Origin of the sequence: Algoriphagus mannitolivorans DSM 15301, from assembly GCF_000429425.1 — a bacterium.
GTDB lineage: Bacteria > Bacteroidota > Bacteroidia > Cytophagales > Cyclobacteriaceae > Algoriphagus > Algoriphagus mannitolivorans.
Map to the genome: position 1 here is coordinate 84,984 of NZ_AUBV01000007.1, position 14,712 is coordinate 99,695.

Annotated in this window: 12 protein-coding genes; 10 read left to right on the top strand and 2 right to left on the bottom strand. The window is 42.0% G+C overall.

From position 1 onward, the window contains the following. The first annotated feature begins 4 nt into the window (after nucleotides 1-4). Entirely contained in the window at nucleotides 5-847 is an 843-nt protein-coding gene (locus tag G458_RS0108550; RefSeq protein ID WP_026951538.1) for a universal stress protein, read from the top strand. Here the strand turns inward: G458_RS0108550 and G458_RS20465 are convergent. Continuing rightward, nucleotides 834-1,604 carry a tetratricopeptide repeat protein gene (locus G458_RS20465; protein ID WP_322786240.1) on the bottom strand — a complete coding sequence of 257 codons (771 nt, stop codon included), beginning with the start codon at nucleotides 1,602-1,604 and terminating at the stop codon, nucleotides 834-836. The genes G458_RS0108550 and G458_RS20465 overlap by 14 nt on opposite strands. 72 nt (nucleotides 1,605-1,676) lie before the next feature. Here G458_RS20465 and holA point away from each other — a divergent pair, with 72 nt between their 5' ends. The 9 genes from holA (at nucleotide 1,677) to trmB (ending at nucleotide 12,310) form a co-directional block, all read left to right on the top strand. Further along, nucleotides 1,677-2,699 carry a DNA polymerase III subunit delta gene (gene holA / locus G458_RS0108560; RefSeq protein ID WP_026951539.1) on the top strand — a complete coding sequence of 341 codons (1,023 nt, stop codon included), beginning with the start codon at nucleotides 1,677-1,679 and terminating at the stop codon, nucleotides 2,697-2,699. An 18-nt stretch (nucleotides 2,700-2,717) separates the two neighbouring features. Then, a complete protein-coding gene (locus tag G458_RS0108565; RefSeq protein ID WP_026951540.1) occupies nucleotides 2,718-5,705 on the top strand; it encodes a tetratricopeptide repeat protein in 2,988 nt (995 codons plus the stop codon). A gap of 3 nt (nucleotides 5,706-5,708) precedes the next feature. Beyond that, a complete protein-coding gene (locus tag G458_RS0108570; RefSeq protein ID WP_026951541.1) occupies nucleotides 5,709-7,415 on the top strand; it encodes a TonB-dependent receptor in 1,707 nt (568 codons plus the stop codon). 67 nt (nucleotides 7,416-7,482) lie between these two features. Beyond that, entirely contained in the window at nucleotides 7,483-8,304 is an 822-nt protein-coding gene (locus G458_RS0108575; RefSeq protein ID WP_026951542.1) for an SPOR domain-containing protein, read from the top strand. Nucleotide 8,305: 1 nt separating this feature from the next. Continuing rightward, nucleotides 8,306-8,995, top strand: coding sequence for a MotA/TolQ/ExbB proton channel family protein (locus tag G458_RS0108580; RefSeq protein WP_026951543.1), 690 nt, complete (start codon nucleotides 8,306-8,308; stop codon nucleotides 8,993-8,995). Between the two features lie 2 nt (nucleotides 8,996-8,997). Beyond that, nucleotides 8,998-9,387 carry an ExbD/TolR family protein gene (locus G458_RS0108585; protein WP_026951544.1) on the top strand — a complete coding sequence of 130 codons (390 nt, stop codon included), beginning with the start codon at nucleotides 8,998-9,000 and terminating at the stop codon, nucleotides 9,385-9,387. 2 nt (nucleotides 9,388-9,389) lie between these two features. Continuing rightward, a complete protein-coding gene (locus tag G458_RS0108590; RefSeq protein ID WP_026951545.1) occupies nucleotides 9,390-10,346 on the top strand; it encodes a hypothetical protein in 957 nt (318 codons plus the stop codon). A gap of 2 nt (nucleotides 10,347-10,348) precedes the next feature. Beyond that, nucleotides 10,349-11,647, top strand: a complete 1,299-nt coding sequence (locus G458_RS0108595; RefSeq protein WP_026951546.1) for a bifunctional folylpolyglutamate synthase/dihydrofolate synthase — start codon at nucleotides 10,349-10,351, stop codon at nucleotides 11,645-11,647. Then, nucleotides 11,648-12,310: a tRNA (guanosine(46)-N7)-methyltransferase TrmB gene (gene trmB, locus G458_RS0108600; protein WP_026951547.1), complete on the top strand. Its 663-nt coding sequence runs from the start codon at nucleotides 11,648-11,650 to the stop codon at nucleotides 12,308-12,310. On the opposite strand, the gene G458_RS20470 is transcribed toward trmB, so the two are convergent. Beyond that, nucleotides 12,307-14,688 carry a hybrid sensor histidine kinase/response regulator gene (locus G458_RS20470; protein WP_035467960.1) on the bottom strand — a complete coding sequence of 794 codons (2,382 nt, stop codon included), beginning with the start codon at nucleotides 14,686-14,688 and terminating at the stop codon, nucleotides 12,307-12,309. The two genes, trmB and G458_RS20470, sit on opposite strands and share 4 nt — an antisense overlap. Nucleotides 14,689-14,712: the final 24 nt, after the last annotated feature.

Consider the following 14,712-nt stretch of genomic DNA (forward strand, 5'->3'; position numbering starts at 1 on the left):
TATCATGGAAAAAGTTTTTACGATACTATGTCCCACCGATTTTTCTGAATGTTCTCTGAATGCTATCGAATATGCGGCAAGGATAGGTGAAAAATACGAGGGGCGTCTAGTCTTATTTCATGTACTAAATCGGGAAGACTATCTAAAACTCTCCCCACATGACGAGTCTGGTAGGTATCAGGAAGAGTTTGTAAAAGAAAAGCTTAAAAATCTACAGAAAACGGTTCTGTTGGAAAGCCTTCCCAAAGGACTTGTAGATTGTGATATTGCTCAGATGGAGGGAAAAATCGTCAACGGAACTCTGGAATATGCTCAGAATATCTCGGCGGATTTGATAGTAATCGGGACAGAAGGAATCAATGAGCTGAGAGAAAATATCATCGGTAGCCGAACAAGCAGAATCGTAGAGCAGTCGGAAATTGATGTGCTGGTGATTCCACGAAAAGTATTTTTCAAAAAGCCCCGAAAACTAGTTTATGCCTCAGATTACATGGAAGAGGATAAACTTGCCATTCAGAAGGTGACGGAATTGGCTAGTTTCTTTGACTCCGAGATAGATATCGTTCATATATCTAATTCCCAAAAAGCTATTGACAAAAGCCTTCACTTGACCATGGTCGAAGAGATCCAGCCCTTTGTCCGGTATGAAAAAACCAATTATGTCCTGAAGTCTTATCGGGATGATTTGGCTTTGGGATTGGAAAATTACCTGCAGGTGGCGAAAGGGGATATGTTGGTTACTTTGAGTAAGAAAAAAAGCTTTTTTGACCAGATATTTTCCAAGAATCTTTCCAAAAAGATGTCTTATTTCTTAAATAAGCCCCTTTGGGTGATCAAGGGTTTTTAGGTCCCTTCCCTGAAATTATTCCCTTTACAAATCGGAAAAACTCCTGCCGGCTTTCCTTTTTCCCGAACACAGATTTTAAAGTCTCGATGAAAAGCCCGAATGTCAATTTGGATTCCTTTATTATAGGCTGGGGCTGTGTGGGAGAATTTGGTTTGGCCAAATCTTTCTTTCCAATGGAAGGAAGTTCCTGACTTTGAGGTTTGGGTTGATAGCCAACCAGCTCATCTGCTTTCTTGAAACTTTGCTGGGATTTTTCCTTGTAGCCTAGTTTTTCTTCGACTAGTCCTTTGTTGTTGTGAGAAATGGCATCCTCTGGATCTAATTCGATAGCTTTTTCATAATCCTCGATAGCACCTTGAAGATCTCCCAATCGGTCTTTTAAGAATGCTCTGCTGCTGTAGCGATAGGGGTTTTTGGGATCCAGATTTGCAGCTCGGTCAAGTTCTTCGAGTGCCTCCTGATTTTTTCCCATAAGATGAAGTACAACTGCTCTGTCGCTGATGAAGTCAGTATTGTAAGGCTCCAGCGAAAGAAGAAGATCAAAGTCCTCAAGAGCTTGTTCTCCTTTTCCCATTCGGGTCAAGACTCTTCCCCTGAACAAATGAAACTCTGATTTCCCGGGATGGGTGTTTATTAATTCATTGAAGCAGACTAATGCCTCCTCAAATTTTCCTTCCTGAAATAGGGATATTCCTTTTTCGAAACTCATTTCTGTCAATTCCTGTGTCACAAAAGTAAACTCAGATTCATAAACCAAAGTTTATTTTCCTCCTTTTTGTTCCAAAATCCTCCGGGCTGTTATCTTTAAGTCCTCGAGTTTTTCAAAATTATGGCCCATTCACCCGACGCAATTCTTAAGGATCTGAAAGCAAATAAGTTTGCTCCAATTTACTTTTTGCAAGGAGAGGAGTCTTATTTCATTGACCGGATCACCGAATACATTGAGAAAAATGCAATTCCTGAATTTGAAAGGGGATTCAATCAATTGGTGCTTTACGGGAAAGATTCTCCCATGAATGTCATTCTCAGCAATGCCCGGAAGTTTCCCATGATGGCGGAACGACAGCTGGTATTGGTCAAGGAAGCTCAAAGCATCCCCGATTTGGGTAAAGAAGACGCCCAAAAACTGCTTTTGGGCTATTTGGCAAACCCATTGCCCAGTACGATTTTGGTATTCGCGCACAAGCATAAAAAGCTCGATGGAAGAAGCTCGCTCAAAAAAGAACTGGAGAAAAAAGCTGTCTTCGTCGAATCCGAAAAGGTTAAAGATTGGAAATTAACAGAATGGCTAGAGGGATATTTCAAGGAATTAGGCCATCAGATTGATCCCAAAGCAGCACAGCTTTTGGCGGATTCTATTGGTAATAATTTGGAAGTCATCCACAATGAGGTTGGGAAGATGCTGATCAACTTCACCGAACCTACCAAAATCACGGTAGATCATATTTCCAAAAACATCGGCATCAATAAAGACTACAATAACTTTGAATTGTCTAAAGCAATTGGATATAAGGATGTCAAGAAAGCAAACCTAATCATTCATTATTTTATCCAAAATCCAAAAGCTCACCCGGTCATACCTATTTTTTCGCTGCTATATACCTATTTCACCAAAGTGGCTTTGGTGCATAAGGTAGCCGGAGGTTCTGAAAGCCAAATCGCTTCGGCGATTGGGGTATATCCCTTTGCTGTTAAAGAATATGTAGCAGCCGCACGCAACTACAATTTGGGCAAGATAATTGATGTGTTTGGGTATATCAGAGAGGCGGATCTTCGATTCAAAGGAGTTGATTCCGGGAGTATGGAAGAAGGAGAGATCCTCCGAGAGCTGGTGTACAAGATTTTACACTGATTACCCAATAAACCATCTATGAAATATTACCTGGCTTTGCTGGCAGGTCTGGGTCTTTGTGCGGAAGCATTTCCTCAAGCCACCCTTTACCAGACCAGCCCACAACATGCTCTGGATTATCATTTGGAGCTTTTTGACAAGGAGCTTTTTGCTGCTTCTATTTTTGAAAACAGCCGCCTTCTCAATCACACCTTGAACGGTGAGCAACAAAAATCTGCAGAACTCCACCGTGCTATGGCTGCGCTTCAGCTGGGAAGTCCTGATGGTGCCGGATTAATGAAGGCCTACATTTTTGAGCATGGAAATCACCCTTCGGTTACCACTGCAGGATTGTATTTGGGAGATCATTTCTTTTACAAAAAGAACTACAGGGAAGCTATTGATGCCTTCAAATTGGTGAAAACAGAGGGACTTAGTCCTGCTAATCGGGCGGATGTCTTGTTTAAGCAAGGATACTCCTTCTTTCAGCTAAAAAACTATTCTCAAGCGGCTCCATTTTTTGATCAGGCGAAAGTCCTCAAGCAGCCGATCAGCGCTGATGCGTACTACTACAGCGGGTTCATCGCTGTGGAGCAGGGGAATAATGCCAAAGCAATCGCAGATCTTCAGGAAGCTTCCAAATCCAGTCAATATAGCACCAAAGTTCCGTATCTCTTGACGGCACTTTATTATCAGTCCGGTCAACATGATCAAGCCATTTCGTATTCAGAACCTCTTTTGGCCTCTGGACAGAATCTAGACCGAAAAGAGACCATTCATCTGTATTTGGCAGAAGCTTATTATGCCAAAAAAGATTTCCGAAATGCCTCAAAAAATTACGATGCCTTTATCAATGCCCGCAAAGGCGAACTTTCCCGAGAGGAAGTATATAAAGCAGGGATTTCATTCTTTGAAATAGGAAATTATCAAAGGGCTACAGATTACCTTAAAGTGTCTGCTTCTGCTACGGATGAAATCGGGCAAGCTTCCAGTTACTATTTGGGCCATTCCTATCTAAAGCTGGAAAACTACCAGTTTGCCTCTACCAGCTTTCAGGCTGCCTCCAAGACTGTATTCAACAAAAGCATTCAAGAGGAATCTCTTTTCAATTATGCAAAGACCAATCTTCAGAAAGGAAGTTTTCAGATTGGTATTGCTGTCCTCGATGAATACCTAGACACTTATCCTTCCGGAAAATTCCGAAACGAAGCGGAGACACTCCTTTCAGAGGCTTTGATCAATACCAATGATTACCTCAGAGCCATTGAACAGATGGATAAGATCCGGACCAAGTCACCTCGAATTCAAGCTGCCTATCAAAAAGTAGCCTTTTATCAGGCAATGGTCTATTATCGGGATCAAAAGTACAAGCAGGCCTTGAGCTATTTGGATAAGTCACAAGCGTTTCCGGTGGATAAGGATTTGCTGCTGGAAACTCACTTTTGGAAAGGTGAAATCAATGCCGCAGATGGAAATTTACCTCAGGCAATCCGTTCTTACGAAGCCTTACGAGCTTTAAAACCTGCTTCAGCAAATTCCTATTTAATCAAAACCCATTATGGTTTGGGATATGCCTTTTTCAATTCTCAGCAATATGCCAAAGCAGAGGAACAATTTAGATTATATACCGAAAAGCTGAGAGGAAATGCCGAGAAGCAAAACTATGACGATGCGCTTCTACGGTTGGGCGACTGTCTTTATGTCCAAAAGAGATTTTCTGAATCTGAAAATGCTTTCCAAAGAGCAATCAACGAAAAGAATACCGGTATCGACTATGCGTATTTCAGGCTAGCGGTAGTGCAAAACTTCCAAAACAAAAACAATGAAGCTTTGAGCAATCTGGATCGATTGATCGCCGGATTCCCAAGCAGTTTGTATCGGGAGGATGCTATGTATCAGAAAGGTCAAATCAATCTCGAAGAACTCCGGTATCGAGAGGCTTCCAATGCGTTTTCAGATCTGATTAATTCCAGACAGAGCTCGCCTTTTGTCCCTTATGCATTGGAAGGTAGAGCTGTGGCCAACTTCTCTTTGCAGAATTACGAGCAGACCATTTCGGATTACAAGCAGATTTTGGACAAACATCCTAATGCTGACAATGCTGAAACGGCCTTAAAAGGTCTTCAGGAAACGCTGGCTTTGCAAGGAAGATCTGGTGAATTCAGTGAATATTTGGCAAGGTATAAAAGCTCCAATCCTGGTGCAGGAAATGTACAGTCTCTTGAATACGAGGCAGCTAAAAGCTTGTATTTGGATCGAAATTATGCTCAGGCTGCCAGGGCTTTTGAAAATTACCTGAGAAGCTATCCAAATTCAGCGCAGAAAACAGATGCCTTGTATTTTGCAGGGGATGCATTTCTTCAGGCAGGTGATACGGAAAGAGCGATTTCTTACTTCCGCCAACTGGAAAGAGAACCGGCCTCTCCACAACGAATACGGGCTATCCAGAAGCTTGGCTCCATTGAATTAGGCAGAGGAAACTATGCCGCAGCAATTCCTTATCTCGAAACTGCTTCTCAAAATGCCCGAAACAAGGTTGAGGAAGCCGAAGCTATTCAAGGCTTGATGATTGCCAACTTTGCCACCCGAAAATATCCTCAGGCGATTTCTTATGCGGACCGATTGGTATTGTTGGATGGCATATTGCCAGAAACCACTCCGACGGCTCTTTTGACAAAAGCAAAGGCTCAAAAAGAACTCCGACAAATTCCTCAGGCCGAGGCTACTTTGAATTCTTTGATGAATCAATATAAGACCGTGCAGGGAGCGGAAGGGCTTTATCTACTCGCCCTGACCTATCAGGAAAAAGGGGATATCGAGAAATCCAACGATGCCATTTATGACTATTCTGGACCATTCGCGGATTTTGACTACTGGTATGGAAAAATGTTCCTGCTTTTGGCAGACAACTTTGTGAAAAGCGGGGAGACCTTCCAGGCAAAAGCGACCTTAGAATCAATTGTGGAAAGATCTACCAATGCAGAAATCAAAGCTGAAGCAGCTGCTAAACTCAAAACCCTAAACTAAACCATGAAAAAATTAGCTGTTTTATTATTGGCTTCCGGTGCTTTTGCTTTAGGTAATTCATCGGTTTGGGCACAGACTGGAAAAAGAGGAGAAGTACAGGACCAGGAATTCGTAATTAGAAAGGATAGGGTTTTGACAGTTCCCACTCAGCCAAGATCTTTTGAAAAACTTCCAGTATTACCTCAACCAACCGGAATTCAGGACTTCAGATATTCTGTAACACCTTATTTCCTTCCGATTCCGGCTTTAAAACTTCAGCCAACTGCCGTACAAAAAGATTACAGACAACCAAAACTGGAACTGTACCCCGGCTTCATAAGGGCTGGATACGGTAATTTTGATTCTCCGCTTTTGGAAGGAAGGTACATGTCTATTGCTGCTGATCCCATTTCTTATTCTCTCAATTTTAAACATCAGGGATTTAGAAAAGGGCCTGTGGAAATTCAAGATGAGCAAAGTCCAGAAACCCACACTTACTTCTCTGGAGACTTGGGCTACTTCTTGAATGCGGCGGAAGTATATGGAGGCTTAGGTTGGGCCCAGGATAAATATTCATTCTATGGAGTCGATCCCAATTTTCAAATTCCGAATGAGTCAGAATTTCAAGGTCCTATCATCGCTTCTAACATTCTGAATAATTTTCAGATTTTCGGTGGAATTCGGGATATCGAAAAAGTTGGACCCTTTTCCTATGATGCTCAAGTAAAATTCAGGTCTTTCAAAGACAGCTATATGGCCAAGGAAAATGAGATCGGATTGAAAGGAGAGGGTAAGTTTCGTACCAATTCGGATTGGTCTGGTAAGGTCGGAATAGACTATTCCCATACCAACCCATCCAATGAATCTTATGAAATCCTAAGAAATTATTTTTCAATACGTCCTCGAATATCCTACGATTACGAAGCTTTTAGATTTACTGCTGGATTGAATATCGTTTCTGAAGATGATTCAATTGCCAATAAATCCAGTGATTTCAGGATATTTCCAGTGCTGAAGGCCAGCTATCAGTTTGCTGAGGAGTTTGGTTTTTATGGGGAATTCTCCGGGGATGTCAATCGGAATACCTATTTCTCCTTTGTGCAGGAAAACCCGTTCCTTGGACCGGATACTCAGCTGTTGAATACTGTCAACAACTATAAAATAGCTGGAGGCATCGAGGGTCAGTTTAATGAAATTTTCCATTACCGTGCTGGATTGGACATCAGCAGGTTCAATAATTTGCACTTCTTTGTCAACAGCATGACTGATTCTGCAAAGTTTGAAGTGGTCTATGACGAAAAAACAACTGTCGCCAATCTAAATGCAGAATTGGGCTTTAAGTTTTCAGAGACCTATACACTTGGCTCTAGACTGGATTTTTATCAATATGATTTATCAACCCAGCAGGAAGCTTGGCATAGACCCGTTTGGTCCTTGAGAGTGAATAACCAGGTAAAGCCATTTGAGAAGTTTTTGATTCAAGCTAACCTCAATTTTATGGGAGGAATAAGAGCAAAAGGCATAGATAATTCGATAATAAGCCCGCCTACAGCCGAGGTGGTAAATTTGAAAACTATCGCTGACCTACAGCTCAAAGCCGACTTTAAAATCACCAATCGGATCTCCGTTTTTGCGGAAGGAAATAACCTGACCAATGGAAAAAACATGCGCTGGTTGAATTATCCAGTCAGAGGTGTTCAGTTGATAGGGGGAGCCAGTTTCAAATTTTGATTTTCTCCCTGGAAAGGGTTGGGCTTTCCATTGATTTGGGTTAGTTTCGTGACATTGCTCTTTAAAAATGGCGGTAAAAGATTCAGACAAAAATCAGTGGAAAGATCCCAAAGACTTTGGTTTACCTTGGGTTGAAGTCAAACCTATCAAGGATATTCCAGCAGAAGGTAAGGCTAAGGAAGAAAAACCAGAAAAAACTGATCTTCCAGAGGAAGTTAGAGAAAGCGTATCAGCTGCCGTTCCAGTTGTTTCAGAGGCTCCAAAGAAAAAGTCCCAGCCCAAGGAAAAGCCAGTTCCTCAGCCAATTTCACATACTAGCACGGTAGAAAAGAGCTCCAATACTTGGGCTTGGATCGTTGCCGTCTTGGCTATTGGCATAGTCGGAGTCATTTTGTGGCAAATGCAAAAACAGACTTCAGAGGAAAGCCTTCCTGTAAAAGCCGAAATACAACCTGAAGTTCCGGTGATTCAACCAGCCGAGATTCAGGACTCTACGGCTCAAGTCGCTTCCATAGGAATTTCGCAAGATTCTGTAAATCAGGAATCGATTGAAAAAAACTCACCAGCAAATCTTAATATTTCTAAACCTGTAGAATCTGGTACAACAATTGCCCAATCAGTAAAAGGAAATTTGATCCGAATCGAGAATCAAACCGAAAGGCCTCAATACTTTATTGTAGTGGGTAGTTTACCATCGGAGCAGGATGCCATGAAGCTCGCTCCAGGTTACCAGGCAAGAGTTCCTGAGGTTTTTCTGATCTACCCTTATGCTGAAAGTTCCAATTACAGATTAGCAATTGGAAAGTTCACCAGTTTCAGAAAAGCGGCGGAAGAGCTCGAAAGGATCAAATCCCAATACACCGAAGAATTGTGGATTTTGAAATATTAATATGATCCTTCTCCAGACCCTCTCAGTAGATTCCTTGGCTACGGCCGACACGCTTGCTGCAAAAGCAACTAAAGAAAATATCGGATTACTCGACCTTTTGATCAAAGGCGGGTACATGATGATTCCGCTTTACATCCTTTTTGTGCTGGCCATTTTCATCTTTGTCCAAAAACTCCTGACTCTCAAGAAAGCTGCCAAAACACCGGCCCATCTTCTGGATCAGGTCAAAGTTTTGGTTCAAAGTGGACAGGTTGAGAAGGCCAGAGCCTTATGCATGGGAGAAAATACTCCTGTGGCCAATATGATTTCCAAAGGCATCGAGCGAATCGGAGCTCCATTGAAAAGTATAGAAGTATCCATCGAAAACGTGGGTAAAATCGAGATTTATAAGCTTGAAAAAAACCTGGGCCTTTTGGCAACCGTAGCCGGTGCTGCACCGATGATTGGTTTCTTGGGTACTGTTACCGGGATGATTCAGGCCTTTATTTCCATTGCTCAGGAAGAGGGGATGGTTTCTCCAAAGCTCCTTTCTATGGGGATCTATGAGGCGATGATCACTACAGCGACAGGACTTGTGGTAGGTATTGTAGCCTATTTGGGTTACAATTATTTGGTAACTCAGGTTTCCAAATTGGTACACAACATGGAATATACATCCATCGAATTCATCGACCTCCTTCAGGATAAATAATTATGGGACTTCAGGCAAAAAATAAAGTCGATGCAGCGTTCAGCATGTCCTCGATGACAGATATTATTTTTCTGTTGTTGATCTTCTTCATGCTCACTTCTTCTTTCATTACCCCTTCAGGCCTTCCGGTGAACTTGCCTTCCAGTGAGACTTCCGATATCGTCATGCAGGAAGTGACCGTATCAGTAACCAAAGACCTGAAATACTCCGTAAACGATAAGGTCGTTAGTAGAGAACAGATCAAATCAGAATTGGCAGGCCTCTTGGAAGGTAAAAAAGGCCAAGTCGTCTTGCATATCGACAAGGAAGTTCCTGTGGAATATCTAGTAGAAATCGGTGGAATTGCAGCTGGTCTTGAGGCCAATGTTTCCATCGCTACAAAACCCTATTAATCATGCAAACTTGGGATTCAGATCAGGTAGAAAAGGATAGTAAAAGGAAATCCGCCATTGTCACTTTTGTGCTCAATGTCCTTCTTTTGCTTGCTTTTTACTTTATCGTGGTATGGCAACAGCCTATCCCTCCCTTGCCAACCTATGGCTTGGAACTGAATCTCGGATTTACGGATACCGGTTCCGGAAACCGCAATAGCCCAAATGCTCCCTCTGAAACACCTTCTCAAAGTGTAGAGCAAGCAGCTACCGGCGAAGTGGCACCTGTGGTGACTCAGCCTGCCACCCCCGCTCCAAGTCCAAAAACAGAAACAGCTAAACCTAAAAATACTTCCAAGCCTGCAGCAAATCAGGCTGTTACCACGAAGCCATCCCCTATTAGAGGAGAAGAAAAAGCAGCTGAACAAACTAAAAAACCTGAGCCTACTAAGACCGAGCCTGTTAAAACCGTAACCACTCCCGCAAAGTCTGAGGCGGAAACTACAACTCAAAAGGCTCCTGAGCAGCCTAAAATTGACCAAAGAGCAATATTTGGGGCTGGAGGGACTTCCGGCAAAAGTACGACTCCCGCATCAGGAGGAGCCCAAGGTTCTTCCAATGCCAAAGGAGATGAAGGAAGACCTACCGGAACAGTGGATGGAAGAGCGATTATGGGCGAAGGCAGCGGCAAAGGAACCAACTCTGGCGCGGGATATAGCTTGGATTTGGCAGGATGGGATTTTGCTTCCAGACCGAATATCAATGACCGTGTATCGACTCGGAATGGAAGAATAGTTTTTAAAATCACGGTGGATGATTCTGGTCGGGTAGTGCAGGCTGTTCCCTTGGAATACAATGTTTCCAATGATGTTTTGGCCTATTACCGACAAGTGGTAAATCAGATCAGCTTTAAAAAATCTGGTGGTGCCGCTGCGGATTTTTCAACCGGAAAAATCACCTTTGTGATCAAGGTAGATTAAATATGAATTACCAGGAAACACTGGATTATTTGTTCAATGCTCTCCCCATGTTTCAGAGGGTTGGAGCCTCAGCTTTCAAAAAAGATCTTAATAATACCATTGCGCTTTGTGCGCATCTTGGAAATCCCCACCATCAGTTCAAAACAGTCCATGTTGCTGGAACCAATGGGAAAGGAAGTTCATCGCATTCTATTGCAGCGGTTCTACAGGCAGCTGGGTACAAAACCGGGCTTTATACTTCCCCCCATTTGAAATCTTTTACCGAAAGGATCAAAATTAATGGAGATGAAATATCCGAGGAATCAGTAGTTCAGTTTGTAAAAGAAAATAAGGATTTCCTTGATGAGCTAAAACCGAGCTTCTTTGAAATGACGGTAGGCTTGGCTTTTTGGCATTTTGCTCAGGAGCAGGTGGATATAGCAGTCATTGAAGTTGGCATGGGAGGAAGACTGGATAGCACCAATATCATCACTCCGGAGGTTTCCTTGATCACCAATATAGGATGGGATCACATGCAGTTTTTGGGGGAAACCCTTCCGGAAATTGCCGGAGAAAAGGCAGGAATTATCAAATCTCATGTCCCGGTGGTCATTAGCCAAACTCAGGAGGAAACCACCCCTGTTTTTCTCCAAAAGGCAAAAGAATCCAATTCTGAGATCTTTTTTGCTGATCAAATCCATCAAGTGAGGAAAATAGGTAATGTGAAAACAAATCTTCATCCTTCAGCTCAATACGAAGTTAAAACCGGAGAGAAAAGCACACAGGTCTCATTAGGCTTATTGGGAGATTACCAGCGATTCAATCTTCCCGGTATTTTGGAAACCTTCAATCAGCTGAAAATTAAAGGATGGAAGATTCCGGCTAAGGCAATTGAGAAAGGTCTCGCTGAAGTGTCATTCTTAACAGGATTGAAAGGAAGATGGCAGATTTTAGGGGAAAAGCCACTGGTGATCGCTGATACAGGACACAACGAACCCGGAATCAGAGAGATTCTGGATCAATTGAAGACCTATTCTTTTGACCTACTTTGGATGGTTTTGGGTATGGTTCAGGATAAAGACATTTCCAAAATATTGGCCCTTTTACCAAAAGATGCCCGATATATTTTTTGCCAAGCAGATCTTCCCAGAGCATTGGGGGCACAAGATCTTGCTGAAAAAGCGGCCCAATATCAACTTCAGGGTGAGATAATTCCCAAAATCAATGATGCGTTAAACTTTGCCCGAAAAAATGCAGGTCCAAATGACTTGATATTTATCGGAGGCAGTACTTTTGTGGTCGCAGAAATTGATGACCTTTAAATGAGTAGAAAAAAGCTGGTTCGCTTTGCCCAAAATGAGGCGAATCCAAATGTAGTCCAGGCTGGAAAGCCTATTTTTGAAGAAATCAAAGGACATTGGAACGATAAGCAATTTCAAAATCCAAATCCGATAGTAGTTGAGCTTGCCTGCGGAAGGGGAGAGTTTACCGTGGGTTTGGGTAGGGAATACCCAGAACAGAACTTTATCGGAGTGGATATTAAAGGAAGCAGAATCTGGAAGGGAAGCTCCACAGCAACTGCAGAAGGGATCCATAATGTCGCTTTCTTGAGAACTCAGATCCAAAAGTTGGATGAATTTTTTGCAGAAGGAGAAATTTCTGAATTATGGATCACCTTTCCGGATCCTTTTCCAAGGGATGGGGACGAAAAGCGTCGCTTGACTTCTCCCCGGTTTTTGGACATGTATAAGCCAATGCTTAAAAAAGAAGGCTTGGTACATTTCAAAACCGATAACACTGGTCTTTTTGACTATACGTTAGAGTTGGTGAAAAGCCGGGAAGATATCGAGGTGATTGCTTTCACTCATGACTTTTATCAAAGCGAGATGAAAGATGATCATCACGGTATTAAAACCCGGTATGAAAAGATGTTTTCCGAAAAAGGAGAGAAAATCAAATACTTGAAATTCAGATTTAAGTCCTAAAAGTGGTTGAGCTGAACCTTTTCTAAGAAGAGTGCCTGAAGAACCTTTTCTTGGAGCAAATCTGCATCCACCGGTTTGGTCATGTAATCGTCCATCCCGACTGATTTTGCATGGGCTTTGCTCTTTTCGGTGGTATCTGCTGTAACGGCTATAATGGGAATATTTTGACAGCTTGGTCCGGCGAGACCACTTCGGATGGCCTGAGTGGCTTCATACCCGTCCATTTCTGGCATTTGTAGGTCCATTAAGATCAGGTCAAAGTGACTTTCCCGGAGCTTTTCCAGTCCTTCTATTCCGTGATTTGCAAAATCATACGATACTCCTTTCCACTTCCTGAGAATGGATTTGATTACAAGTTGGTTGACAGGATTGTCTTCTACGACAAGAATCTTTTTGCCTTGCAAAAGCTCTTCTGCTTGGGACTTGATAAGATCTGAAGGCTTTTCTTGGGCTTTTCCAAAGGTAAGTGAAAGGAAAACTGTCGTTCCTTGCCCCACTTTACTTTCGATCTGGACATTTCCTTCATAAAGTTTGGTCAGAGCCTTAACGATACAGAGTCCTAATCCAAAGCCGCCAAATTTTCGCTTATCGTCAATTTGCTCCTGGATAAAGGATTCAAAAATTCTGTCCAGTTTTTCCGGCTTGATTCCCACTCCTGTATCGGTAATCTCAAAACTGATCTTGGTTTTTTCATCTAATTCCTGAATCTCAGAAATCAACATTTTTATATCTCCCTGCTGGGTGAATTTGATCGAATTGCTGATCACATTCATTAAAATCTGTCTGAACCGATTGGAGTCACCCACTACTTTTTGGGGAAGCATAACCTTTTCTTGGTAGCTAAACTTTAATCCCTTGTCTCTAGACTGTTGATATGCAGAGGCTTTGACTTCATTCAATAGTTTTTGAAGATCAAATGGCTTTTGCTCCAAGTTAAGCTCTCCATTTTCAATTTTGGAATAATCCAAAATATCGTCGATGGAGGAGAGTAGGGAAAAAGAGGAATACTTGATGACCTCCAGATTACTCTTGATATTCTCATCCTGAATTTCCCTCATGATAGACTGAGAGAGCCCCAGTATCGCATTGAGAGGAGTTCGGAGTTCGTGGCTTACATTAGAAAGGAAAAAAGATTTGATTTCGTTACTTTCTTGGGATTGTTGTAAGGCCAATTCTTGAGCTTTTTCCTTTTCAGTTCTTAACAGCCGAATCCGATTAGCCATGGATAAGGATAGAAACAGGATTTCCAAGCCGGTCCCCAGTTTTGCCGAATTCTCTGTGACAAATGAATTGGGGATAAGAGAAAAGTTATTCAAGATAAATGTGATAAACCCGATTGTCAAAAGAGCAATGCCTATAGAGAAAAAGGGATCAGCTGGCTTTTTTCGGATATAACTCAAACAAACAGCCCAAATACAAAAGATAATCCCAAAAAGGGCAATGGCATTTACCAACGGGTAATAAAGCGGGCGAAATTGATCCAAGAGTAGAATGACAGCCATGAAAACCATCATCGTAATTACCATGATGTTAAATGCTTTATTGAGCTTCTTGGAGAATCTTTCAATGCTGACGTAAACTTGGGTGTATCTTCCAAACAGCATCGCAGAAAGGGCTGCAAAAAACAGAACACTGATATCCGAGAACCAACCCGGACCTTGGGTGATAAATTGAAAGTAATATCCGTCCAGAGAGAAATGAAGCAAGGCCACTGAGCTTACATATGCCACGTACAGTAAAAAGCTTTTTTCTTTTATGCCAAAATAGAAAAAGAGATAAGTCAGCGCAGCCAAGAATAAAATTCCATAAAACACCCCGAAAATCAGTTGGTCAAAAAGGGTAGCTTCGATCAAGGATTGGTCATTGTGCAGCTTGAGTTGAAGATTGATCACTTCTCCATCACTTCCCAAATGAAGATAAAAAGTCTTTGAACTTTCAGCTTTCATTTTAATCGGGAAAAGCACTTTGCGGTGCTTAACTGGCCTGGAAGCGAATGGAATTCTGTCACCGTTTTCAAAGATTTCCTCAACTTCTAGATCATTTACCACATATAAATCAGCCAAATCTGTAATTGGTCGGGCTGTCTCTAAGAAGTAGGTTTGATCAGATTCCGTGGTATTGCTAAGCGTGAATTTGACCCAATAAAAATGATTGGTGAATCCTAAATTGGTATTGGATTGAGTGATAGGGACAAAATCAAATCCATTTTGGTTTTTCAACAGGGAATCAATAGAAATCTCTTCAATTCCAGTATCTAGGATTTTGGATTGGGAGTAAAGATCTATTGGAAAATCTTTTGCACCGGATTGAGAATTACAATAGGTGTATCCTGCTAACCAAAACAGTAAGCATAACCCGAAGGAAGTTGATCTTGGCATAAAGGGTGATTTTATCCAATCACG

Coding starts and splice junctions, on each gene's coding strand:
- G458_RS0108550 (WP_026951538.1), top strand. CDS start 5: ATGGAAAAAGTTTTTACGATACTATGTCCCACCGATTTTTCTGAATGT.
- G458_RS0108565 (WP_026951540.1), top strand. CDS start 2,718: ATGAAATATTACCTGGCTTTGCTGGCAGGTCTGGGTCTTTGTGCGGAA.
- G458_RS0108570 (WP_026951541.1), top strand. CDS start 5,709: ATGAAAAAATTAGCTGTTTTATTATTGGCTTCCGGTGCTTTTGCTTTA.
- holA (WP_026951539.1), top strand. CDS start 1,677: ATGGCCCATTCACCCGACGCAATTCTTAAGGATCTGAAAGCAAATAAG.
- G458_RS0108585 (WP_026951544.1), top strand. CDS start 8,998: ATGGGACTTCAGGCAAAAAATAAAGTCGATGCAGCGTTCAGCATGTCC.
- G458_RS0108580 (WP_026951543.1), top strand. CDS start 8,306: ATGATCCTTCTCCAGACCCTCTCAGTAGATTCCTTGGCTACGGCCGAC.
- G458_RS0108595 (WP_026951546.1), top strand. CDS start 10,349: ATGAATTACCAGGAAACACTGGATTATTTGTTCAATGCTCTCCCCATG.
- trmB (WP_026951547.1), top strand. CDS start 11,648: ATGAGTAGAAAAAAGCTGGTTCGCTTTGCCCAAAATGAGGCGAATCCA.
- G458_RS0108575 (WP_026951542.1), top strand. CDS start 7,483: ATGGCGGTAAAAGATTCAGACAAAAATCAGTGGAAAGATCCCAAAGAC.
- G458_RS20470 (WP_035467960.1), bottom strand. CDS start 14,688: ATGCCAAGATCAACTTCCTTCGGGTTATGCTTACTGTTTTGGTTAGCA.
- G458_RS0108590 (WP_026951545.1), top strand. CDS start 9,390: ATGCAAACTTGGGATTCAGATCAGGTAGAAAAGGATAGTAAAAGGAAA.